Genomic DNA, 20,873 nt, shown 5'->3' on the forward strand with positions numbered 1-20,873 from the left:
GGTTTTCGTCGCCACGATGACGCCGTTGGTGTACAGGCGGTAGGTGCCCGCGCGTTGGGGCAGCAGCATCTCCGGGCCGATGGGGGCACCGATCGAACTGCCGGGACCACCGAGGCGGCGGTATTCGTTGTCGATCACCGACTCCCCCGCGAGTGCTTCGATGGTCGGGCCGGGATCGGCGGCGAGCTCGGGCAGTTCTGGGATGGGCAGGGATTCGATGACGTCGCCGGGGGCGGGGCCCGAACCACAGTGGATGAGGACGGGGACGCCGCTGTCGGCGAGGATCGACCAGACCGGGTCGAGTAGCGGGTCGAGCGGGGAGAACCCGCCGACCTGGATGTGCACCTTGAAGATTCGCGCACCGCGCTCGATCGCCTCGGCCACATAACGTGGTGCGTCGGGTTCGGGGTAGAAGGTGGCGGTATGCAGGCAATCGGGGGTGCGGGCGGCGAACTCGGCGGTCCACTCGTTGAGCCACGCACCCATGTTCGGTTTGTGCGGGTACACCAAGGAGGTGAACGCACGAACACCGAAGTCGCGCAACGTTTTCAGACGCACCTGTTCGTCGTCGCGATAGGTGATCGGCCAGGGGCGGCCGGTGAGGGGGCCGGCCGTGTCGAAGTAGGCCCACACCTTGCGCATCACCTGATCGGGCATGAAGTGGGTGTGCACGTCGACGATCGCGGGAAGCTCCAGCCTCCGGCGGAAATCGGCGAGATAGGTGACGGTGTCGATGGTCATGAGTGCTCCGGGTACAGGCGTCGCGCGAACGCTCCGACGCGGGTGACGAGACGGTCGAAGAACACGGCCGGGTCGGTGCCGATCACTATGTCGGCGTTGGGTTCCCGGCCCCACATGCCCGCCCAGTCGGCCACGGTCGTGGCCCGGGTGATGGTGCCGGCCAGCTCCACGTCCACGGTCGCCGGCCGGGTGGTCGCCAGGGTGGGGTCGAGCGCGACGGCGGCGGCGAACGGGTCGTGCATGTGCGCGAGGTACCCCAGGTCGTACTGGTGGTGGAAGTCGAAATAGAAACGCACCGCGTCGGTGAGGTACCGCACAATCGGATTGGTTGCGGCCGAACGCCATTCGACCGGATGACCCGCCGCGACCAGATCCGGCGAGGTACTACCCGCGGCCTCGGCCAGCAGGACGAGATGCTCGGGCCGCATCTCGATTCTCTCGGTGATGTCGAGCGCGCACACCAGCGGGCGACGATCCGGTGGCGCGGCGGAGAAGGCGTCGAACACCTCCTTGGCCGCTTCCGGATCGACGTGGATGTTCCACTCGTTGGTCGGCGTCGTATTGCCGGGGTGATTGAACGCCCCACCCATCACGACCAGCCTGCGCAACAGCTGAGGAAGCTCGGGTTCCATTCGCAAGGCCAACGCCAGGTTGGTGAGCGGGCCGGTGCACAACCCGATCGCCGCACCGGGATTCGCGCGCGCCAGCTCCACCCACATCCGCGCCGCCGACCGCTCCGAAACCTCGCGTGGCGACAGCGGCAGGACCGCGTACCCGAGTCCCTGCGGACCGTGCGTGTCCTCGGTGGTGCGCAGCGGTATCGCCAGCGGCTCGGCCGCTCCCAGTGCCACCTCGATTTCGGGTGCCCGGCCGAGATCCAGCACGGCGAGCGTATTGGCCGCCACCTGCGCGGCAGGCACATTGCCCGCCGTGGCCGCGATCCCGAGGATCTCGGCCTCCGGTGAGGCGAGCAGATAGAGCATGGCCAGGGAGTCGTCGATTCCGGTATCGACGTCGAGGATGATCGGCTGCGCCACGTTTCGAGAGTAACCAGGTGCCCGCACTCAGTAGCGCGGCAGGGCGAAGTCCTCGTTGTCGGCGAAGAACAGCTTCGCGGTGATCGGGCGCATCGGCCGCGATGTCAGCAGCCGCACACTGACCCGCATCATCCGGGTCATCAAGGCACTGCGCGGAACCATCATGTCGATGCCGCCACCAGGAATCTCCTTGGCCTTGGATAGGAATGGGGTGATCGCGTCCTGGTAGCGGCGCAGTGCCGCAGGCAGATCATGCGGAGTGGCGGCGATCTCGGCGGCCAGCACATACCCGCCGACGATCGCCATCGCGGTACCCATGCCCGTCAGCGGAGAACCGCAATACCCGGCGTCGCCGACCAGCGTGACCCGGCCGACGGCCAGTTCGGGCACGTCGACGCGGGCGAGGTCGTCGAAGTAGAAGTCCGGCGTCGTCTCCATCGCGGCCAGGATCTCCGGGGCCCGCCAGCCCGCGTCACGCAGGGCTCCTCGCAGGAGCGCGCGCTGGGCTCCGGGGTCGCGGCGCAGGGCGGGATCGATGTCGGTGCGCACCATGATGATGGCCTTCGCGGTGGCAGGGTCACCGTCGGGCCGGATGCCGAGCATCGCTCCGGGCAGCAGGCGCATGGCGAACCAACCCGGTTCGGCGTCGGCGGGGGTCGGCATCGTGAAGAACGCGCCGTAGGCGCCGAGGTTGGTGACGAACCGGTCTTCCGGGCCGAACACCAGGCGGCGGGTCGCCGAATGCACACCGTCGGCGCCGATCACCAGATCGAAGCGCCCGGTCGCGCCCGAGGCGAAGGTGACCTCGACGCCGGTGTCGTCCTGCTCGACGCGCTCGATCCAGTCACCGTATCGGTAGTCGAGGTGACCGTCGTCGGCTGCGGTCACCGCGTCGAGCAATACCTGATTGAGATCGCCACGGGTGATCTCGATGTCGGCGACGGCGCCCTTGCCGTCGAAGTCCTCCATCGCCATTCGGGCATAGACCCGGCCGTCGCCGTCGACGTAGGCCATACCGCGTTCGTCGAGCTGGTACTTGCGGATGCCCTCCATCAGCCCCATGCGTTCGACCGCTTCCTTGCTCGGTCCGCGCAGATCCACCGCCTGCCCGCCGGGCCGGGGGACCGCCGCCCGTTCCACGACCGTGGTGCGAATGCCCTTGCGCAGCAACTGGAGTGCGACCGTGTTGCCCGCGATGCCGCCGCCGGCGACCAGAACGTGCAGTGCAGTGGTGGTCATAGTATGTCCGCCTCGAGAAGTTGAACGAATGTCTTAGACCAATGTCTAACAGAGGTTTGCACGGATGTCTAGTACAAATGTCTAAGACGGTCGGGTAGTCTCGCCGTCATGGGCAACCGAGAAGATCTGCTGGCCGGGGCGCGCAAAGTGATCATGGAGCGCGGGGTGGCCAAGGCGACCGCACGCGATATCGCCGCCGCCGCCGGGGTGAGCCTGGCCGCCATCGGCTATCACTTCGGCTCCAAGGATCGTCTGGTCACCGAGGCGCTCAGTGAGGCGCTCGGCGACGCGCTGGGGGAGGGGATGCGCGGACTCATCGAGGAGGGTGCGGGCGGCTCACCGCTGTCCGGTCTCGCCCGCCTGTGGAACGGTATGCCCGCGGTCTTCGCCGACAACCACGAGGCGATGCTGGCCAGTCTCGAGAACATCGTTCGCATCGTGCGCTCCGAGGAAGCGCGCTCCCAGCTCGGTGACCAGCTCGACGAGGCCTACCGTGATCTCGCGGCCGATCTCCGGGCCGCCCATCCCGACCTCGACGAAGGGCAGGCCGAAGCCATCGGCCGCCTGTACTTCGTCCTCGCGCAGGGCCTCGGTGTGCTGTGGCTGTTGAAACCCGGCGAAACTCTCCTCGACGGCGACCAGCTGTCGACCGCCGTGCGTGCCCTCGCAGGCAGCTGACCGGGGAAAGGGAACAGTGCGAGTGACCACTGCTGCAACGCAATGGATTCGGGTTCTACGTCTCGATGCGGCCCGGCGCAGGCAGTTGGTCTGCCTACCGCCCGGTGGTGCGTCCGCCGCGTTCTATCGTGACCTCGCCCGCCACCTCGGTCCCGGCATCGAGGTCCTCGCCGCGCAGTACCCGGGGCGCCAGGACCGCTTCGGCGACCCGCTCATCACCGACCTGCACGAGCTGGCCGACCGCATCGCCGCCGATCTGCTGCGGCAGCCACCCGCCCCGCGCGCCCTGTTCGGTCACAGCATGGGCGCCACCGTCGCCTACGAGGTGGCGCGGCGACTCGCGTCCGGCGGGCAACCGGTGCTGGAACTGATCGTCTCCGGCCGTCCCGCACCGGATTTCGTCGAGACGGGACTCCTGCACAAGGCCTCCGACGCCGACCTCATCGACAACCTCGAGCGCCTGGCCGCCGATCCGGTGCCGGTGCGGCTGCTGCGCACCGAGCCGAGCCTGGCCGACCTGGTTCTACCCGGTGTCCGGGCCGATTACCAGGCCGTCGAGACCTATCGCCACCGGCCGGGCCCGGTTCTCGATTGCCCGGTGGCCGCCTTCGTCAGCACCGAGGATCCCACCACGAGCCGAGCTCAGGCCGAGCAGTGGCAGACGGTGACCGATGGACCGTTCAGCCTGCACACCTTCCCCGGCGGGCACTTCTACTTCGACGGCGATCCCGGCGCGGTCGCCGAGCAGCTCACGCGGTGTCTGACGTGAACGAGCGGTGGTGCAGACGCAGGTAGCCGAGCCAGGAGACCAGGACGGCGGTCGCGGCCACGGCCCGGACCAGTCCGAGGGCGCTGTCGGGATAGATCACGCCGGTGAGGTAATGGTCGATGAAGCCGGCTTCAGGGAGGCCGGCAACGCCCGCGCGGGCGCGGGCCCAGTTCTCGGCGTAGGTCAGGGGACAGTCGAAACCGATGAGGATGGTGCCGAAACCCCAGGACGCGGCGAGCAGGTGAGCCCCGATGGTGCGCGGCCACCGCCACGCCACGAAACCGCCGGCGACCACGTACGCGATGAACGCGACGTGGGTGACGGCGATCAGATCGGCCAACACCCGGAACGGCACATATCCAGATTAAGCGGCCGCCCGCCGATCGGAATCATGATCAACATTCCGGTTCGGCATCGACCAGGTGATCACCAGGGTGACGGCCGGTAGTCCTTCAGGAAGCATCCGTAGAGGTCGACGCCGTTCTCGCCCTGCACGATCGGGTCGTAGACGCGGGCGGCGCCGTCGACCAGATCGAGGGGTGCGTGGAAGCCCTCCTCGGCCAGGCGGACCTTGGTGTAGTGCGGACGTTCGTCGGTGATCCACCCGGTGTCGACCGCGGTCATCAGGATCGAATCGGACTCGAACATCTCGAGCGCGCTGGTGCGGGTGAGCATGTTCAACGCGGCCTTGGCCATGTTCGTGTGCGGGTGACCGGGACCCTTGTAGCCGCGACTGAACTGGCCTTCCATCGCCGACACGTTCACCACGTACTTGCGCCTGCCCGGCGCCGCCGCCATCGCCGGCCGCAACCGCGACACCAGGATGAACGGTGCCACCGAATTGCACAGTTGCACCTCGAGTAGCTCGGTGGCGTCCACCTCGCCGACGGTCTGCACCCAGCTGTTGGTGTGCGCCAGATCGGGCACGAGCCCACCGGCGTCGATGGCCACGCCCGCCGCGATCCGCTCCGGCGTCGCCGAACCCGCGACCAAGGCCAGTTCGGCCACGTCGACGGCCGACAACGATGGCGTGAGCGAGGCGGTGAGCGCCGTCGGATGCGCCTGCATCGTCTTGCCGAAGGTGACCATCTCCGGCAGCATCCCGACGGGCAGCGGCGCGGACTCGGCCTCGACCAGCGCGCTGTAGGCACCGGCCGAACGGCGAACGGTCTGGGCGGCGTTGTTGATCAGGATGTCGAGCGGGCCCTGCGCCGCGACATCGTCGGCGAGGGCGACCACCTGGGCAGGGTCACGCAGGTCGATCCCGACGATGCGCAGCCGGTGCAGCCAGTCGCCGCTGTCCTCCATCGCGGCGAAGCGGCGGATGGCGTCGTTGGGGAACCGGGTGGTGATGGTGGTGTGGGCGCCGTCGCGCAGCAGCCGCAGCGCGATGTACATGCCGATCTTGGCGCGGCCGCCGGTGAGCAGCGCGCGCTTGCCGGACAGGTCGGTGCGGGCATCGCGCTTGGCGTGGCTCGACGCCGCGCACTCGGGGCACAGCTGGTGATAGAAGGCGTCGACCTGGGTGTAGCGCTGCTTACAGATGTAGCAGGGACGTGCCCGCACCAGCGTTCCCGCGGTTTCGCCGTCGGCGGCGGACTTGATCGGGATGCCCGCGGTCTCGTCGTCGATGCGCTGCGGCGAACCGGTCGCGGTCGAGGCGATCACGGCGCGGTCGGCTTCGGCGACCTGCTGCCTGGCCTCGATCCGGCGGCGCTGCTTGAGCTTTTTGAACATGTGGCCCACCGCGCGCTGCACCGCGATCGAATCGGGGTGTTCCTTTTCCAGCTGCCCGGCCTGTTCGAGCACCCGCAGGCAGGTTGCCAACTCGTCCGGATCGATCGTCTTCTCGGTCATCGGGGAGTGCGGCATTCCTTCGTGCGGGAGCGGTGGTCGGAAATATTGTCTCATTAGCCGTGCGACGGACCCGCTGGGTATCGTTGTGCACCGCCTCCGCAACCCTGCGGCGGCCGCAGAACCCGACGGAGCGCCCCGATTTCCCCGTTCGACACCGACACAGCAGACCCGCCGCGCAGGCGCCGGCTCGAACCCGACGAGCGTCGGGCGCAGATTTTGGCATGTGCCATCGAGATGTTCGGTGAACGCCCGTACGCGGCGGTGTCGACCGCGGAACTCGCCCAGCGTGCCGGGGTCGCGCGCGGGCTCATCAACCACTACTTCGGCAACAAGCGTGATCTGTACCTGGCGGTTGTCCGCCGGATGGTCACGCTGCCCCGCCTCGAGAAGGTGTCCATTCCGCAGGGCAGCCCGGTCGAACGGGTCGATGCCATCGTGTCGTGGTTGCTCGACACCATCGCCGAGCACGGCAGCACCTGGGTGAAGGTCACCAGCCACGAAGGCGTCGGCGACGACCCCGAGGTACAGCAGATCCTCGACCAGGCCGACGATGCCGCCGCCGAGCGCATGCTGCTGATGATCGGCCGCTCCGATATGGCAGACGATGCACAATTGCGCGCACTGGTCGTTTCCTACGCGGGCATGGTGAAAGTGGCCGGGCGCGAATGGCTCACCCGTGGCACACTCACCCGCCCCCAGGTGCACCGGCTGCTCACCGACACCCTGCTCACCCTCATCGATCGCACGATCCCCCACGTGAAGTCGTCCTCGGCCGATTAGGAGTTAGCCCACTCTTTCCCGGTTGCGCTGCCCGGCGGCGCGCGAGTCCCTATCCTCTTCGCGTAACCCCGCGCCGCACGCTGTTTCGTTTCCGCGGCCGGGGAGATCGAGAGGGACCCGGGGTTGATGGCACGATACGAGCAGTGGAACGACGACCCCGATGAGGAGTTCGAAGACCGGCGCTGGAACGGTCAGCGTTGGCCACACGCCACACCGGAGGACTCCGCGCGCGACGACCAGCCACGGGTGAATCCGTACGCGATGGTGGCGCTGGCCGCAGCCCTCGTCCTGCTGTTCCCGATCGCGATCGTCTTCGCGCTGCTGTCGTACGGGCATCCGCGGGGGCGGGGGATCGCGATGCTCGCACTGCTGCTCGGCATCGCCGAGGTCGCCGCGGTGGCGGTGGCCGGAATGGTGCTCTTCGGCGGACTGGAACTCGAGATGCCTGCGTTGGCGAGCAAGGCGGCCACGACACCGGTCGCGGTGACCACCACCGAGGCGGTGCCGTCGGTCGGTGCCCCGACATCGGTCGGATCCACCCCGGTCCTGAGCCAGCCCGCCGCGAGTGTGGTGCAAAAAGGCACACCCTGCCAAGCCGAACAGCTCGGCCTGCTCGGTGTCGCCGCCGACGGCGCCACCCTGCTGTGCCTGCGCTCCGACAAGGGCCACACCTGGTCGGGCCCACACCGCGTAGCAGGCTCCTACTACACCGAGGGCGAGCCCTGCGACCCATCGGTCGACAAAACCGGCCGCACCACCGACAACCACGCCCTGGTCTGCGAAGGCAAAGCGAACACCGGCACCTGGGTCCCCTGGACCGAGTAGGTCAGTCCTTCTTTGCTCGGCTGGGCTGGACGCGGGGTGGTTCGTTGGGCATTTTCGGGTATTGGGGTGGCCAGGGGGCGTCCATCAGGCCTGCGGCCATGTCCTTGTCGGACATGGTGAGGAGGGGTTCGATCGACTGTGGGGTGCGGTCGGCCCAGGGGTCGCCGCGTTCGGTCAGTCGGGTGGGGACGGTGGCGAGGGTGAGTTCGTCGGGGACGATGGTGTCGAGTTCGTCCCAGGCGATGGGGGTCGAGACCTGGCCGCCCACCTTGGGGCGTACGGACCAGGCGCCGAACACGGTTTTGTGGGGTGCGTTCTGGTTGTAGTCGACGAAGACCCGGCTGCCGCGTTCCTCCTTCCACCACTGGGCGGTGATCTCCTCGGGGAAGCGGCGCTCGAGTTCGCGGGCGAGAGCCACGGCCGCGGCGCGCACCTGGTAGCCGTCCCATCGGGGTTCGAGCATCGCGTAGATGTGCAGGCCGCGTGAGCCGGACGTCTTGACCAGGGCATCGATGCCGAGTTCGGCGAGCAGTTCGCGGGTGCGCACGGCGGCACCGCGCAGATCGTCGAAGGTGATGCCGGGCGAGGGGTCGAGGTCGATGCGTAGTTCGTCGGCGATCCGCAGGTCGGGCACGTGGTTGGGCCACACGTGGAAACCGAGACAGCCCTGGTTCACCGCCCACAGCACGTGTGCCAGATCGTGGGCGACCAGCGCGTCGCTCGTCGTGCCGTTCGGGGTGGTGACTTCGACGGTCTGCAACCAGTCCGGCGCGGTCTTGGGGACGCGCTTCTGGAACCACGATTTGCCGGAGGCACCGTCGGGATAGCGTTCGAGCAGCAGCGGCCGGTCACCGATGACGCCGAGCAGTGGTTCGGCCACGGCCTGGTAGTAGCGCACCAGGTCGAGCTTCGTCTCACCGCGTTTGCTGAAGTACACCTTGTCGGGATGACTGATGGTCAGCGTGCGCCCGTCGGCCTCGATCTCGACCCCCGCGCTCATGACCGCACCCCGAAGATCGCGTCGAGTTCGGCCGGGGCCACCTCGTCGAGCTGGGCGTATGTGCACGATTCGGGTGTGCGGTCGGGCCGGAACCTCACCAGCCGCCCGCCGTGCCGGAACCGCCCCGACTGCACGTGTTCGTAGCGCACCTCGGCGACCAGTTCGGGCCGCAACGGCTCCCAGGACAGGTCTTTGCCGCCGGTCCACCGGCTCACCCCGCCGGGCATCTTGCCGTCGGCATTGGCCTGGGCCACCGCGTCGGCCCAGTCGCGCCACGGATGGTCCACCAGCGCGTTCTCGCGTAACGGTGCCAGCTCCCCGAGCAATTCGCGGCGCCGGGCGGCGGTGAAACTCGACGCGACGCCCACGTGGTGGAGGTTGCCCTTGTCGTCGAAGAGGCCGAGCAGCAGGGAGCCGACCCCTTCGCCGTCCTTGTGCATCCGGTAGCCGGCGACCACGCAATCGGCGGTGCGTTCGTGTTTGATCTTGAGCATCACCCGTTTGTCCTGCATGTACGCCAGGTCGTCGGCCTTGGCCATCACCCCGTCGAAACCCGCGCCCTCGAACCGGGTGAACCAGTCCTGGGCCGTGTCCGGGTCCTGGGTGATGGGGGTGAGATGGATACGGCCGGGTGCGGCTTGCAGCAGCGTTTCCAGTTCCCGGCGCCGTTCGGAGAACGGTTCACCGGTGAGGTCGCGATCGCCGTTGGCGAGCAGGTCGAAGGCGACGAAACTGGCCGGGGTCTCGACGGCGAGCTTGTTCACCCGCGAGGCGGCCGGATGCAGGCGCTGCTGCAGTGTGTCGAAATCCAAACCGTTCTCGGTGACGACCACGATCTCGCCGTCGATCACACACCGTTGCGGCAGTGCCGCTTTGAGCAGGTCGACCAATTCGGGGAAATACCGGGTGAGCGGACGATCGTTGCGCGAACCCAGTTCGAGTTCGTCGCCGTCGCGGAAGACGATGCAGCGGAAGCCGTCCCATTTGGGTTCGTAGCTCAGCCCGGGTTCGCGGGGCAGCGACGGTGTGGATTTGGCCAGCATCGGGCGCACTGGCGGCATCACCGGTAGATCCATCCGATCCTCCTCGCGGGTTCCTGTCACCCGTATCGACGTCGCGAGCGCACCCGATTAATCGGTGCCATGCGATCGTAGGCCGGGGGACCGACACACACGCGGATCGTGATCAGCGCGTTCGGATCAGCTGTCGAGCCAGCCGTGTTCGTCGGCGAAGGTGGTGAACCGGTCGCGAATGGTGATGATCTCGGCGGCGGTGAGGGCGGGCGATGCCTCGAGCAGGAGTTCGGTGATCTGCCTGCGCATTTCCTCGGACCCGAGCCGTTCGCCTCCGCCCTTGCGGCTGCGGGCGCTCGGGGCACTGTGCCCGGCGGCGGTCAGGTTGACGGCTTTGGGGCCGCGATCGCCCTCGGTGACCTCGAATTCGAAAAGCCTGCCCTGGCGCAGTTCGTCCTCGTCCAGACCGATGTCGTTGACGTGGACGAACACATCGGGCCCACCGTCTTCGGGGCGGATGAACCCGAAACCCCGCGAACCATCGAAAGACACCAATTTCCCGACAGACACCGACCAGCTCCTCGCTCCGCTTTCCCGTCGCCCACTCTAACGCGGCTTTTGGGTGTTTTCTCCGGAAAGTGGATAGTCGGCGACGGCCCGGCGCGGGGTGGCCCAGGCCTGGTCACGATGCGGTAACTGTTTGTTCACATCGGCTCGTTAGCGTCCCACATCTGTTTCGAGACGGGCGGAGGTTGGCGGTCTGTGGTGGATCCCGGTGTGGGGATCAGGTCGGGGGGCTTCGGTCGTGGTGTCGCGGTGGCGACGACGCGGGCCGAGGCGGTGTGTTTCCCGGCGCCGCCAGTGGTGACGCTCGAGCCACGCCTCCGACCCGCGCACGTGCCGCTGGCGCCCGCGCAGGAGCGCATGTGGCATGCGGCAGAACAGGGACGTTCCGCGGACTGGAATGTGGCCCGCGCCTTGCGCATTCGTGGCGCCGATATCGATGTGGACGCTCTGCGCGACGCCCTCGCGCTGCTGGTCGCGCGGCACGAACCGTTGCGGACCCGCTACCCGGTGACCGAGCACGGGCCGGCCCAGCAGGCGCTCGACCCGGCCGAGGTCGTGCTCGACATCGCGGTGCGACACGTCGGCGAGGATGCCGTCGGCGCCGAGATCGCCGACCTGGCGGCCCGGCCGTTCGATCTGGCCCGCGATCTGCCCCTGCGAGCCCGGCTGTTCGTCCTCGCTCCCGACGACGTCGTCCTCGCCCTTGTGGTGCACCACATTTCGGTCGACGGACGGTCGATGGCCCCGCTGACCCGCGACCTCGTGACCGCCTACCTGGCCTGCCACACCGGCACGGCCCCGCGCTGGGAGCCGCTGCCGGTCACCTACACCGACTACACGCTGTGGAAACACGCCCAGCTCGGCGAGTTCACCGACGAGTGGAGCCGGGCCACCCACCAATTGCGTTACTGGGCCAACGCTTTGGCAGGCCGACCCGCATCGCTCGAATTCCCGGCGCGGCCGCAGTCGGCGCCGCCGACCGACCCCACCGTCGGCGCGCTGATTCCCCTCGCCTTCGACGCCACCACCCACGCGGGTCTGCTGCGGCTGGCCCAGGATCGGCGGGCGAGCCTGTTCATGGTGCTGCAGGCGGCGTTCGCGGTGACCGTCGGCGCGTTCGCGCGCTGTGCCGATGTGACTGTCGCGACGGCGGTTTCGGGCCGCGACCACCGACTGCTCGACGACCTCGTCGGCAACTTCTCCGATGATGTGCTGATGCGGGTGCGCCTGGACCGTGCGGCCGACATCGACGAACTCATCGACCAGGTCCGCCGGGTCGCCCTGGCCGCCTACGCCCACCCCGACACTCCGAATCCGCGACTGAAGCGGTGTCTGCCGCAGGACGCCGCGCTGCCGCTGTTCCAGGCGACGCTCATCCTGCAGAAGTCGACGCGAACAAAACCGTCCGCCGCGCAGGCGTTCTCGATCACGGATGTGCCGACCGGTGTGGTGCGCGCCAAGCACGATCTCGAGTTCGGCCTCACCGCGCACTATGAAACCCACGGCGCTCCGGCCGGGATCGACGGGTCTTTCCTGTATCCCCTCGCTCGCTTCGACCCCGCCGTCGCCGCGCGTTTCGTCGACCGGTTCCGCGCGGTGGTCGCGCTGCTCGCCGACGGCTACCGTGGCCCGTTGCCGCCGCTGCTGGCGACCACCGGCAGGCGGGCACCGTCGCCGCGCCGGGCGATGCGGGCGCTGGTGTGATCAGCCACGTTCGAGCGGCAGTCCCGCGTCGCGCCAGGCGACGATCCCACCTGCCAGGCTGAAGGCCTCGTATCCGGCCTGCCGGGTCAGGGCCGCGAAACGCAGCGACGCCTCACCGACCGGACACACGAACACGATCGGCCGTGAGCGCGGGAACGGCATCCCTTGGCCGAGCATGTCGTCGAGCTGGTCGTCGCGCAGGTTGACGGCGCCCGGTATGTGGCCCACCCGGTACGCCATCGCGCCGCGCGTATCGACGACCATCGGGCGGCCGATGCGGTCGAGTTCGGCCAGCTCCGCAGGCGTCAGCGCCGGTGCGGAGCCGGTGTCCGGTGCTGGTGGGGCCTCGGGCGCACCGAACAGGTCGGGTCGGCGCTTGGCGAAATAGGACAGGTACGGCTCGAGCCGGTCGCAGACGACGAGCACGGCGACCAGCGGGCGGTCCTCGGGGCGTGGAGCGTCGGCGAGCGTACGCAGAGCGGCGGCATAGCCCGCACCGCTGGTCGGACCCGCGAGTACGCCGTATCCGCGCACCAGATCGAGCGTGGCATCGATGGCGGTGGCGGAGTCGACGGTGACGATGTCGTGGTAGAAATCCGGGCGGAACAGGCCCACGTCCCACATCTCGCGTTCGGAGCGGATGCCGGGAATGAAATCGAACCGGTCCGACACCACGCCGATCGTGCGCAGCGCCGGGTGGGCGGCCAGCAGCGCGGTGGCGGTGCCACGGGTGGACCCGGTGGTGCCGAGCCCACCCACGAGGTAGTCGAGGTGTTCGATGCCCGCCGCGGCCAGGTCGGCGGCGATCTCGGCGCCTGTACCGTCGCGGTGCGCCTCGACATTGCGCTCGTTGGTGTACTGGGACGGGTGGTACCAGCGCTCGGGCGTCTGCCCGGTGGTGTGCTCGATGACCGCCGAAACATCATCGGCCGCATGCGGATCCGGGCATTCGGACAGACCGGGTAGCTCCACGATGTCGGTGCCGAGAAACTGCAGCAACTGGCGTACCTCGGTGACCCGGATACGGTTGGTGACCGCACGCAAGGGAACCCCGTGCAGCGCGCCGAGCACCCGCAGCGCCTTGGCGGTATTGCCGCTGGATGCCTCGATGAACGACTGCCCGCCTGCCGCCACCGCCTCGATGTCGTCGCGGATCATGGACCAGGCGATGCGGTCCTTCACCGACCCGAACGGGTTGTGCGACTCGAGCTTCGCATACAGCTCGACCCCAGCGAGCCCGTGCACCCGCGGGTCGAGGCGGAGCAAGGGAGTGTTGCCGATCAGCTCGGTGATGTGGGAGTAGATCATCGCCACACCTCATCGCCGCACAGCTCGAATCGGCTGTCACGATGCAGCACAGCCACTTTCGGTGGCGTGGGGTGCATGGCGGCGTTGGCTGCCGACAGATCCATGTGGTAGGCGCCGGTATTGGGGAACACCACCGGGTCGCCGGGGACGGGGATCCGCGGCACCCGCACCTGCCGCTGGGTCACCAGGTCACGTTCCAAACACAGATGACCGGCGAAGAACACTCCGGCGGGCGCGGATTCGCCGGACTCGGACAGCACGAGGGGATCGATGAGCACCTCCTGGTCGGCGGCGGTGACGGTGTCGCGGCTCAGATCCAGATGTACCAGCGTCGCCCCGGACCCCGCCCGCTTCACGAATTCGACCCGGGCCACGGTGATCCCCGCGCGATCGGCCAGCGCCTTACCGGGTTCCAGCCACAGGTCCAGGAGGTTGTCCGCCAGCACCGCGCTCAGCGCCCGGCCGCCGTGCCCCGGCAGGGGAGCGTCGAGGAGTTCGGTCAGGATGTCGGTGGCCGATTCCGTATTGGCGTATTTGTGGAACACCGGCGTGCCGTGTGCGACACCGTCGGCGACGTGATAGCCGAAACTGCCCGTACCCCAGTGCAGGGCAGGCCCCTGGCCGAGCAGTCCGGCCCGCAGCGCCTGGTCGTAGGCGTCGTAGGCGGCCAAGTCGGCCACGAAGACCTGACGTAGCCCGCCGCCGATGTCGAGCACCGACGGTGTGAACCCGCGCGCGTAGGCCCGTTCGATCACCGTCAGGCACTCGCCGACGGCCCGTACCCGTTCCTGTGTGGACGCGGTATCGAGGTGGAAGGCCACACCGAGCAGTGCCAGCCGATCGGGGTGCCGGGCGAGCAGATCGAACGCCTCGCCCACTTGGCCGAGATCGATGCCGAACCGGCTCGGCGCACTTCCCGGAAACCCCGAAAGACGCAGCAGCACCGGCACTTGCGTATCCGCGATGTCGGCGATACGTGCCAACTCCCACAGGTTGTCGACATTGAGCGTCACTCCCGCCGCGACGGCCGTCCGCAACAGTGACAACCCTTTGGGCCCGGTGATCTCGATTCGGTCGGGCGCGAAGCCCGCGTCCAGCGCCGACCACAACTCCGCCCCGGACGCGACGTCGATACCGATCCCCGCCCGCGCGGCCGAGCGCACGAAGGCCGCGGACCGATTCACCTTGTGCGCGTAGTAGATCCGAGACCTGCACCGTGCCCTGTCCAGCACCCCGGTGAGCGCGGCGAGATTGTCGTCGAACACCTGCGGGAAGACCAGGTGCAGCGGTGAGCCGAATCGCTCCAGCGCCGCGTGCACCGCCGCCCGGTCCTCGAGGAACGCCGCCACGACCGGGTGCAGGGCAGCGGGAACGGCAGGCGGGGTCATTCCACCGGTGTGCCGGGCGAGGGCACCTCGTCGACGGGGTTGTACCCGCCGTCGCGCAACGCCTCGAACACCCGTAACCGATGGCGCGGGCTGCGAATCCGGGCGATCACCCGTTTGGAAGCCAGATCGATGTCGATCACCGCAACGTCCATCGACTCGAGCAGGGCGCCGATGGTCCGCACACAGTGGCGGCAACTCATGTCCGGCACCGCGAACACACTGTCGTCGGCGAGCGGTTCGTTGCCGGCCGCTACCTCGGTGACGTCTTCGACGGCCTCCACGAGCCCCGTGAGCGCCACGAACGTCTCGACGAACTGATTCGCGACCGCGCCAAGCACCGACGACCCGTCCGCTGCCGGTGGCGTCGCGAGACACGTCGGCCCGGTGCCGGGCGGCAGCAGCGCGTACTGCCGCGAGATCAGATCGAGGTCGTCGTGGTACTTGGCCACCGCCTGCTCGACATCGAGGCCCTCCTCGGTGGTCGCCTTGCGCATCACCGCGTGCGCGTCGGCGATGGTCGCCTCCTTCATCGCCCGCAGAACCGCCACCGACTCGGGTGTGTACCGCACGGTGCCGTCGGGCGAGGTGGTGAAGCGGACCGGGATCATGCCCCGCCGATAGGTCGAGGCCTGCAACTCCCAGAACCACCGGGTCGCCACCGCCGCGAAGATTCCCGAATCGCGCATTCCACATGCGAATTCGGTGATGTCGCGATATGGGGTGTCGGCGGCGAGGAGGCCGTGCTGGACCAGGGCCCGCCCGGCGGCTTCGATGCCGACCCGGAAGATCTCGTGCGGTTCGTGGTCGGTGGTGGTCGCTGCCAGCACCGACCGTTCGTGCTCGCTCAGCTCGGCGGCACGCTCCGGAAGACCCGATCGTGCCAATGAATCCCACAGTGCCAGTACGGTTTCCCTGGCGACCACGGCCAGCTCCGGTCCGGCGCCGTCGCGGCGGTAGTGCGCAGTATTGGGAATGCCCGCGCTGTCGGTCCAGGTGATGCGATGCGTCGCGCTGGTCACCTGTTCCGGGCGGCACGGGCGCATGAAGCGCTCGAGATACATCCGCTGCGACTGGGTGAGCCGCCCGCCCGGCTCGGGCTGTAAAGCCCGTGCGCGGAAGGTGATCCGGACCGGCGCGGTCTCGACGCCGGTGAAGATTCCGGGCGCGGCGAGCCGGGCGAGGACCTGCGAAGCGACACGGCGGTCGTACTGCTGCGCGGGGTGCACCTCGTCAACGATACGCGCGGACAACGGTTTTCGGCCGCGAGCGCGACGATCAGTACCGGCCCTGCAGGTAGTCGACGAGCTGCTCGCGTTCGGTGGCCAGCTCCGTGATCTCGCTCTTGACCACGTCACCGATGCTCACGATGCCGATCAACCGGTCCTCGCTCACCACCGGCATGTGCCGGATGCGGTGCTCGGTCATCACATCACGCAGCGAGGACACGTGGTCGTCGGGCCCGCAGGTGCGTACCCGGGCGGTCATGATCTCGGCGACCGGGCGGTCGAGCAGGTCGGCGCCGTGCACCGCGAGGCGGCGAACCACGTCGCGTTCGGACACGATGCCCTCGATCGTCGCGCCGTCGGGGGAGACGACCACGGCACCGATATTGCGGTCGGCCAGCACCGTCAGCAGCGCGCGCACGGTGGTGTCCGGTGGCACTGTCGCTACCGCTGTGCCCTTGCTTCGCAGAATCTCCGCAATCCGCATACGCCGCCACCTGTGCTCGCGCCGACCGTCCGTCTCCAAGCATGCCCCGCTTGTACGGCTGTGACCAGCACGAAGACGTCACGACCGCGCTATTCGTCGTCCAGGCCCGCAGACAGATAGGCCGCCGCGGCCAGCCATTGGCGGCACTGTGGGCCGTGGATGTCGTGTTGACGCAGCATCTCGCGAGCCTGCCGATAGGTGAGCCCGTAGGGCTCGTCGCTACACGCGGAAACCGGCGCTACCTCTGCCGCGAGGCTGCGCGGGAGCTCGAGCCCGGCGGTGCCGGCCGAGACCCGGCGGGGTGGTCGATACGGAATGCTCATCGCAGGCCCCTCGTGTCCGGTGGGCCCGGGCCTGCCCCAGCTCTTGACGAGCGGGCCCCGGGGTTGATCTTGCCCCGAGTCTATGGGCGCGGTGATTGCAGATGCAAGCACATCGGAGATCTCATTCGGGGCGTTGCGGCGGCCGATGGCTCTGTGGCCCTTGCGAATTCAGGGGACTGGACGTCACTTTGCGAACGCCACCCGTCCCCTGAGCGCGAGTAAGTACCGACCGGTGCGCAACCGCAGGCTGCGTGTTAATGTCCGCATCGCGCGAAGCGGATGCAAGAACGTTTGTGCGTGCATCTGCAACTTTCACTCCGATGGACATCACACGAGAACAGGGAGTAATGCATGTCCGCAATGCACCATGATCAGCGCGAACGGCCCGCCGACCACGCCTGGCGCAAGAGCACGTACAGCAACGCCAGCGGCAATTGCGTAGAGGTTGCCGCCGTGTCCGACGGGTCGGTAGCTGTGCGCAACTCGCGCGACCCGCGTGGCGCGGTCATCTACTACACACGCCCGGAGATCGATGCATTCATCCGCGGCGCCAAGGCCGGAGAGTTCGACGACTTGACCTGCTGATCGGTAAGATCGCGAGTCATGACGGCTGAACCCCACGAGATCGGTCGTGTACAACCGATCGTCGACCGTGGTCCCACTGTGCTGCGCATCGCGCTCGGTGGGCAACTGCGTAGGTTGCGGGAGAGCAAGGGCATCACCCGCGAGGCCGCGGGGGAGGCGATCCGCGGCTCCCACGCCAAGATCAGCCGACTCGAGCTGGGCCGCACCGGATTCAAGGAACGCGATATCCGCGATCTGCTCACGCTCTACGGAGTCACCGACCCCGTAGATCGTGAGGCGTTCTTCGATCTGGCCAGGCAGGCCAACGAGCCGGGCTGGTGGCACCGCTACAGCGATCTGCTGCCGTCATGGTTCAGTACCTACCTGGGGCTCGAACAGGCCGCGAGCCAAATCCGCACCTATGAGACCCAATTGGTACCCGGCCTGCTGCAGACCCCGGAGTACACCCGGGCGATCGTCACCGTCGGCCTCGACGATGCCGAGACCGAGCGGCGCGTGCAGGTTCGTCAGCTGCGCCAGGACGTGCTGCGGCGGGTCGACCCGCCGGTGGTGTGGGCGGTGATCGACGAGGCCGTGCTACACCGGCCGGTGGGTGGGCGCGAGGTGCACCGGAATCAGTTGCGTCATCTGATCGAACTGTCTTTGCTGCCGAACGTCACCGTGCAGGTGCTGCCGTACTCGGCGGGCGGGCACGCGGCGGCGGGCAGTTCGTTCAGCATTCTTCGCTTCGCCGAGCCGGAGCTGCCCGACATCGTGTACCTGGAGCAACTCACCAGCGCCCTCTACCTGGAGCGCAGGCAGGATCTCGCGCTGTACCTGTCGGTGATGGATCAGCTCAGCGTGCAGGCCGCGCACCCGGACCGCTCGCGCGAGATCCTGCGGGAGTACGCCGAGCGGGCCTGAGTACGCCAGGCGGGCCGCAGCGCCGCTTCCGGTCGCCGGAAGCGGCGGCCGGCCGACTCAGTAGCGGATGCAGCCGGATGCGATACGCCAGAACGTGTCCGGGGTCAGCACCTGCAGATCCCAGTCGTCGGCCAGTTCGTGGGCCGTGGTGACGATGCGCTCGATGTCGAAATCGTTGCGGGTCGCGGCGCCGGTGGATTCGACGGCGTCGATGACGAAAGCGACCGCGGTTTCCCTCGAGGGGTGGGTGATCGCTGCGCGATCAGCGAGGCCGAAACGGCCGGTGGTGTGGTTCATGTGAACGCCCCTGTGTCTAGGCAGTGGCAAACCCGAGGCAACTATAGCCCCAGGTGTGCCGCTCGCGGCCTCCCCTGACTATCCCCTGAATTGTGTTGCGGCCCTGAGTTTAGGACGGAGACACTTTCAGATGCAAGCACATCTGCACGATCGATTAGGTCTCGATTCGGTGCTCACCCCGGCTTCTGGGCGGCGAATCCGGCTCGGCGCCACCGGATTCGCACACCGTCCGCGCCGAACAGTGGCGTGACCGGCGCTTCGGCGGCGTACCGGTGGGCGGCAGCCGGTGCCAAGCACCCGGCCTGCACGCCCATCGGCCCGAAAAGTCTTGACCTGGTTAATTTTCGGCTAATGAATCGCGGCGACGGCCGCCTCGATCGGATCCTGCCCCGAAACCAACTCGAGGGTGCGCCGAAAAGTGTTGTCGGCGACCAAGATCGACGCGAGCGTCGCGGCCACATCGGCACGCGGCACCTCGGCGCGCCCGACCGGCGGTGGTCCCAGCGTGATCAGACCGTTGCCCTCGGCGTCGGTGAGCATGCCCGGTCGCACTACGGTCCAGTCCAGCGCGCGCGCCCGCAGATCGTCCTCGGCCTTGGTCTTGGCATCGATATAGGCGGCCCACACCTCGTCGGTCCCCGGCGCGGGCGGCTGACCGGCACCCATCGTCGAGATCTGCACGAACCGGCGCACCCCGGCCCGGTCTGCCGCGTCGGCCAGCTGGACCGAGCCGCCCAGGTCGACGGTGTACTTGCGGTCCACGCCGCTGCCCGGCCCCGCGCCCGCGGCGAACACCACAGCGTCCGACCCGGCGACGGCGCCGACGAGATCGGTCGGGTCGTCACGTTCCATGTCGTGGATCACGGGGACGCCGCCGGTCGCGGTGATGTCGGCGGCCTGGGCGGGATCGCGGATGAGGGCGTGCACCTGATGGCCGTCCCTGGTGAGTAGCCCGGCCAGTAGCAGGGCGATCTTGCCGTGTCCGCCTGCGATGACAACGCGCATAACCTGTGCTCCTTTCGCCGCGCGGCGCGGACCTCAGCGTTCCGGGCCGCCGGGATTGCAGTTCGCCGAGACCGTGGCCGAATAGCCGACGGCCGGTCGCCACGGTTCGAGGTTCCAGCTCGTCTTGTCCGGCGCAACCATCCTCGCCCACACCCAGTGGCACAGGAACTGGTCACGCATTCCCGGCGAGTCGGCGGAGGAGTCGAGGGCGAGCACTTCCTGCCAAGCCGTCTCGTCGGTGCCGGGTGCGGCGGTCTTGCGACCCGCCACGGTGGGGAACACGAGCAGGCGGGGGCCGTCGACATTGCTCGTCCAGCGGACCTCGTCGATGAGCGGCAGTCCGGCGTACGGGTCGACCGTGGTGGTCGGCGGTGCGAGGGTGACGGCGGTGCGCTGGGCGGTCGTGGTCGGTGCGGCGGTGGTCGGCGCGGCCTGCTCGGCTTCCTGCGAACCGCAACCGGCCACGGCCAGTGCCGCGACGGCCACGGCGACCGGGTACCGCCACCGTGTCACGCGCGCCTCCTGTGTCCCTGCGATCGGGACACGACCGCCGCACCAGCCTAGTGCGACGGTCCAGCGTTCAGTGCCACAGCGAACGGCACGGCAGCCGGCGCAGGCCGGGTTCCACTCGTCCGTCGACCGTCACCAGCAGACCCGCGTGCACAGCGGCGGTGGTGAATTCCCAAGCCTCGGACTGGGTTGCGGCGTATTCGAGGACCATCGCGTCCTGCGGAGTCGGGCCATCGAAGTAGACGGTGATCCGCCGCGTCGGTATGTCGGTGTGGTCGAGGGGGTGACCGGCGGCGGCAATGTTCGCGTCGATGGGAATCATGGCGTGCTCCTTCTGCCCCGGCGCTGGTGGGCGCCTTGCTACTCGACGGTAGGGCGCTCGACCATGAAGGAGAACATGTTCCGGACGCGGCTGGAGAATTCACAAACCGCCTGGTCCGGAGCCGGTACTTTCTCCGAAGTATCGAGTACGCGCGGTTGTTGCGATCCGGACGCGGGGCGTGCACGAGTCGGGAACGACGGCCGTGCGCCGATGCGGTGGGACGTACCGTGAGAACACTGACGACGGCGCGCAGGGGAGGTTTCGCCGCGGCTTCGAGTACCGCATCGCCGGGTGTCAGGTCACGAGTCCGAT

General features: G+C 68.3%; 24 protein-coding genes. 7 read left to right on the plus strand and 17 right to left on the minus strand.

The window, feature by feature from the left end; all coding sequences use genetic code 11:
- The 3 genes from HYG95_RS06215 to HYG95_RS06225 all read right to left on the minus strand — a co-directional run.
- Nucleotides 1–741, minus strand: a 741-nt coding sequence (locus tag HYG95_RS06215; protein ID WP_255495027.1) for an amidohydrolase family protein, incomplete at its 3' end; no start/stop codon positions are given.
- Nucleotides 738–1,778 carry a nucleoside hydrolase gene (locus tag HYG95_RS06220; RefSeq protein WP_181697043.1) on the minus strand — a complete coding sequence of 347 codons (1,041 nt, stop codon included), beginning with the start codon at nucleotides 1,776–1,778 and terminating at the stop codon, nucleotides 738–740. The genes HYG95_RS06220 and HYG95_RS06215, both read right to left, overlap by 4 nt.
- 27 nt (nucleotides 1,779–1,805) lie before the next feature.
- Nucleotides 1,806–3,017 carry an FAD-dependent monooxygenase gene (locus tag HYG95_RS06225; protein ID WP_181697044.1) on the minus strand — a complete coding sequence of 404 codons (1,212 nt, stop codon included), beginning with the start codon at nucleotides 3,015–3,017 and terminating at the stop codon, nucleotides 1,806–1,808.
- Between the two features lie 108 nt (nucleotides 3,018–3,125).
- On the opposite strand from HYG95_RS06225, the gene HYG95_RS06230 reads away from it, so the two are divergent.
- Both HYG95_RS06230 and HYG95_RS06235 read left to right on the plus strand, forming a co-directional pair.
- Nucleotides 3,126–3,695 carry a TetR family transcriptional regulator gene (locus HYG95_RS06230; protein ID WP_181697045.1) on the plus strand — a complete coding sequence of 190 codons (570 nt, stop codon included), beginning with the start codon at nucleotides 3,126–3,128 and terminating at the stop codon, nucleotides 3,693–3,695.
- A gap of 22 nt (nucleotides 3,696–3,717) precedes the next feature.
- Nucleotides 3,718–4,464, plus strand: coding sequence for an alpha/beta fold hydrolase (locus HYG95_RS06235; RefSeq protein ID WP_181697046.1), 747 nt, complete (start codon nucleotides 3,718–3,720; stop codon nucleotides 4,462–4,464).
- Here the strand turns inward: HYG95_RS06235 and HYG95_RS06240 are convergent.
- Both HYG95_RS06240 and HYG95_RS06245 read right to left on the minus strand, forming a co-directional pair.
- Nucleotides 4,445–4,819 carry a DUF2784 domain-containing protein gene (locus HYG95_RS06240; protein ID WP_181697047.1) on the minus strand — a complete coding sequence of 125 codons (375 nt, stop codon included), beginning with the start codon at nucleotides 4,817–4,819 and terminating at the stop codon, nucleotides 4,445–4,447. The genes HYG95_RS06235 and HYG95_RS06240 overlap by 20 nt on opposite strands.
- A gap of 71 nt (nucleotides 4,820–4,890) precedes the next feature.
- Nucleotides 4,891–6,321, minus strand: coding sequence for an SDR family oxidoreductase (locus HYG95_RS06245; protein WP_181697048.1), 1,431 nt, complete (start codon nucleotides 6,319–6,321; stop codon nucleotides 4,891–4,893).
- A 234-nt stretch (nucleotides 6,322–6,555) separates the two neighbouring features.
- On the opposite strand from HYG95_RS06245, the gene HYG95_RS06250 reads away from it, so the two are divergent.
- Both HYG95_RS06250 and HYG95_RS06255 read left to right on the plus strand, forming a co-directional pair.
- Nucleotides 6,556–7,101 carry a TetR/AcrR family transcriptional regulator gene (locus HYG95_RS06250; protein WP_255495028.1) on the plus strand — a complete coding sequence of 182 codons (546 nt, stop codon included), beginning with the start codon at nucleotides 6,556–6,558 and terminating at the stop codon, nucleotides 7,099–7,101.
- 126 nt (nucleotides 7,102–7,227) lie between these two features.
- Nucleotides 7,228–7,926, plus strand: a complete 699-nt coding sequence (locus HYG95_RS06255) for a hypothetical protein (RefSeq protein WP_181697049.1) — start codon at nucleotides 7,228–7,230, stop codon at nucleotides 7,924–7,926.
- Nucleotide 7,927: 1 nt separating this feature from the next.
- On the opposite strand, the gene ligD is transcribed toward HYG95_RS06255, so the two are convergent.
- From ligD to HYG95_RS06270, 3 genes are all read right to left on the minus strand, one after another.
- Nucleotides 7,928–8,926, minus strand: coding sequence for a non-homologous end-joining DNA ligase (gene ligD, locus HYG95_RS06260; protein WP_181697050.1), 999 nt, complete (start codon nucleotides 8,924–8,926; stop codon nucleotides 7,928–7,930).
- Entirely contained in the window at nucleotides 8,923–10,002 is a 1,080-nt protein-coding gene (locus tag HYG95_RS06265) for an ATP-dependent DNA ligase (protein ID WP_181697051.1), read from the minus strand. The genes ligD and HYG95_RS06265 overlap by 4 nt, the downstream gene beginning before the upstream one ends.
- Before the next feature lie 123 nt (nucleotides 10,003–10,125).
- Nucleotides 10,126–10,509: a cold shock domain-containing protein gene (locus tag HYG95_RS06270; protein ID WP_356983004.1), complete on the minus strand. Its 384-nt coding sequence runs from the start codon at nucleotides 10,507–10,509 to the stop codon at nucleotides 10,126–10,128.
- Nucleotides 10,510–10,716: 207 nt separating this feature from the next.
- On the opposite strand from HYG95_RS06270, the gene HYG95_RS06275 reads away from it, so the two are divergent.
- Nucleotides 10,717–12,210, plus strand: coding sequence for a condensation domain-containing protein (locus tag HYG95_RS06275; RefSeq protein WP_370465697.1), 1,494 nt, complete (start codon nucleotides 10,717–10,719; stop codon nucleotides 12,208–12,210).
- On the opposite strand, the gene HYG95_RS06280 is transcribed toward HYG95_RS06275, so the two are convergent.
- From HYG95_RS06280 to HYG95_RS06300, 5 genes are all read right to left on the minus strand, one after another.
- Nucleotides 12,211–13,518, minus strand: coding sequence for a pyridoxal-phosphate dependent enzyme (locus HYG95_RS06280; protein ID WP_181697053.1), 1,308 nt, complete (start codon nucleotides 13,516–13,518; stop codon nucleotides 12,211–12,213).
- The gene (locus tag HYG95_RS06285) at nucleotides 13,515–14,906 is read right to left on the minus strand and encodes a decarboxylase (protein ID WP_181697054.1); all 1,392 of its coding nucleotides are present in this window, start codon (nucleotides 14,904–14,906) and stop codon (nucleotides 13,515–13,517) included. Before HYG95_RS06285 ends, HYG95_RS06280 begins: the two co-directional genes overlap by 4 nt.
- A complete protein-coding gene (locus HYG95_RS06290) occupies nucleotides 14,903–16,132 on the minus strand; it encodes a heavy-metal-associated domain-containing protein (RefSeq protein WP_181697055.1) in 1,230 nt (409 codons plus the stop codon). The genes HYG95_RS06285 and HYG95_RS06290 overlap by 4 nt, the downstream gene beginning before the upstream one ends.
- Nucleotides 16,133–16,181: 49 nt before the next feature.
- Nucleotides 16,182–16,616 (minus strand): CBS domain-containing protein, encoded by a 435-nt coding sequence (locus HYG95_RS06295; RefSeq protein WP_181697056.1) that lies wholly within the window; start codon nucleotides 16,614–16,616, stop codon nucleotides 16,182–16,184.
- Nucleotides 16,617–16,705: 89 nt separating this feature from the next.
- Entirely contained in the window at nucleotides 16,706–16,939 is a 234-nt protein-coding gene (locus tag HYG95_RS06300; RefSeq protein WP_067638762.1) for a hypothetical protein, read from the minus strand.
- A gap of 351 nt (nucleotides 16,940–17,290) precedes the next feature.
- Between HYG95_RS06300 and HYG95_RS06305 the strand changes: the two genes are divergently transcribed.
- Together HYG95_RS06305 and HYG95_RS06310 are read left to right on the plus strand one after the other, a co-directional pair.
- A complete protein-coding gene (locus HYG95_RS06305) occupies nucleotides 17,291–17,524 on the plus strand; it encodes a DUF397 domain-containing protein (RefSeq protein WP_370465698.1) in 234 nt (77 codons plus the stop codon).
- Nucleotides 17,525–17,542: 18 nt separating this feature from the next.
- The gene (locus HYG95_RS06310; protein WP_181697057.1) at nucleotides 17,543–18,427 is read left to right on the plus strand and encodes a helix-turn-helix transcriptional regulator; all 885 of its coding nucleotides are present in this window, start codon (nucleotides 17,543–17,545) and stop codon (nucleotides 18,425–18,427) included.
- A 57-nt stretch (nucleotides 18,428–18,484) separates the two neighbouring features.
- Here HYG95_RS06310 and HYG95_RS06315 read toward each other — a convergent pair whose 3' ends face one another.
- From HYG95_RS06315 to HYG95_RS06330, 4 genes are all read right to left on the minus strand, one after another.
- Nucleotides 18,485–18,724, minus strand: a complete 240-nt coding sequence (locus HYG95_RS06315; RefSeq protein ID WP_067638759.1) for a hypothetical protein — start codon at nucleotides 18,722–18,724, stop codon at nucleotides 18,485–18,487.
- A 348-nt stretch (nucleotides 18,725–19,072) separates the two neighbouring features.
- Entirely contained in the window at nucleotides 19,073–19,729 is a 657-nt protein-coding gene (locus HYG95_RS06320; RefSeq protein ID WP_181697058.1) for an SDR family oxidoreductase, read from the minus strand.
- A gap of 33 nt (nucleotides 19,730–19,762) precedes the next feature.
- Nucleotides 19,763–20,242 carry a DUF2599 domain-containing protein gene (locus tag HYG95_RS06325; RefSeq protein ID WP_181697059.1) on the minus strand — a complete coding sequence of 160 codons (480 nt, stop codon included), beginning with the start codon at nucleotides 20,240–20,242 and terminating at the stop codon, nucleotides 19,763–19,765.
- Nucleotides 20,243–20,309: 67 nt separating this feature from the next.
- The gene (locus tag HYG95_RS06330; protein WP_067638753.1) at nucleotides 20,310–20,561 is read right to left on the minus strand and encodes a hypothetical protein; all 252 of its coding nucleotides are present in this window, start codon (nucleotides 20,559–20,561) and stop codon (nucleotides 20,310–20,312) included.
- Nucleotides 20,562–20,873 lie beyond the last annotated feature (312 nt).

It is taken from the genome of Nocardia sp. GTS18 (assembly GCF_013839555.1).
Lineage (GTDB): Bacteria > Actinomycetota > Actinomycetes > Mycobacteriales > Mycobacteriaceae > Nocardia > Nocardia rosealba.

What these genes read in the sequence shown, in the direction of transcription:
- HYG95_RS06225 (WP_181697044.1), bottom strand. Translation starts at nt 3,017, where the DNA reads ATGACCACCACTGCACTGCACGTTCTGGTCGCCGGCGGCGGCATCGCG.
- HYG95_RS06230 (WP_181697045.1), top strand. Translation starts at nt 3,126, where the DNA reads ATGGGCAACCGAGAAGATCTGCTGGCCGGGGCGCGCAAAGTGATCATG.
- HYG95_RS06245 (WP_181697048.1), bottom strand. Translation starts at nt 6,321, where the DNA reads ATGACCGAGAAGACGATCGATCCGGACGAGTTGGCAACCTGCCTGCGG.
- HYG95_RS06250 (WP_255495028.1), top strand. Translation starts at nt 6,556, where the DNA reads ATGTTCGGTGAACGCCCGTACGCGGCGGTGTCGACCGCGGAACTCGCC.
- HYG95_RS06255 (WP_181697049.1), top strand. Translation starts at nt 7,228, where the DNA reads ATGGCACGATACGAGCAGTGGAACGACGACCCCGATGAGGAGTTCGAA.
- ligD (WP_181697050.1), bottom strand. Translation starts at nt 8,926, where the DNA reads ATGAGCGCGGGGGTCGAGATCGAGGCCGACGGGCGCACGCTGACCATC.
- HYG95_RS06265 (WP_181697051.1), bottom strand. Translation starts at nt 10,002, where the DNA reads ATGGATCTACCGGTGATGCCGCCAGTGCGCCCGATGCTGGCCAAATCC.
- HYG95_RS06280 (WP_181697053.1), bottom strand. Translation starts at nt 13,518, where the DNA reads ATGATCTACTCCCACATCACCGAGCTGATCGGCAACACTCCCTTGCTC.
- HYG95_RS06285 (WP_181697054.1), bottom strand. Translation starts at nt 14,906, where the DNA reads ATGACCCCGCCTGCCGTTCCCGCTGCCCTGCACCCGGTCGTGGCGGCG.
- HYG95_RS06295 (WP_181697056.1), bottom strand. Translation starts at nt 16,616, where the DNA reads ATGCGGATTGCGGAGATTCTGCGAAGCAAGGGCACAGCGGTAGCGACA.
- HYG95_RS06300 (WP_067638762.1), bottom strand. Translation starts at nt 16,939, where the DNA reads ATGAGCATTCCGTATCGACCACCCCGCCGGGTCTCGGCCGGCACCGCC.
- HYG95_RS06305 (WP_370465698.1), top strand. Translation starts at nt 17,291, where the DNA reads ATGTCCGCAATGCACCATGATCAGCGCGAACGGCCCGCCGACCACGCC.
- HYG95_RS06310 (WP_181697057.1), top strand. Translation starts at nt 17,543, where the DNA reads ATGACGGCTGAACCCCACGAGATCGGTCGTGTACAACCGATCGTCGAC.
- HYG95_RS06315 (WP_067638759.1), bottom strand. Translation starts at nt 18,724, where the DNA reads ATGAACCACACCACCGGCCGTTTCGGCCTCGCTGATCGCGCAGCGATC.
- HYG95_RS06320 (WP_181697058.1), bottom strand. Translation starts at nt 19,729, where the DNA reads ATGCGCGTTGTCATCGCAGGCGGACACGGCAAGATCGCCCTGCTACTG.
- HYG95_RS06330 (WP_067638753.1), bottom strand. Translation starts at nt 20,561, where the DNA reads ATGATTCCCATCGACGCGAACATTGCCGCCGCCGGTCACCCCCTCGAC.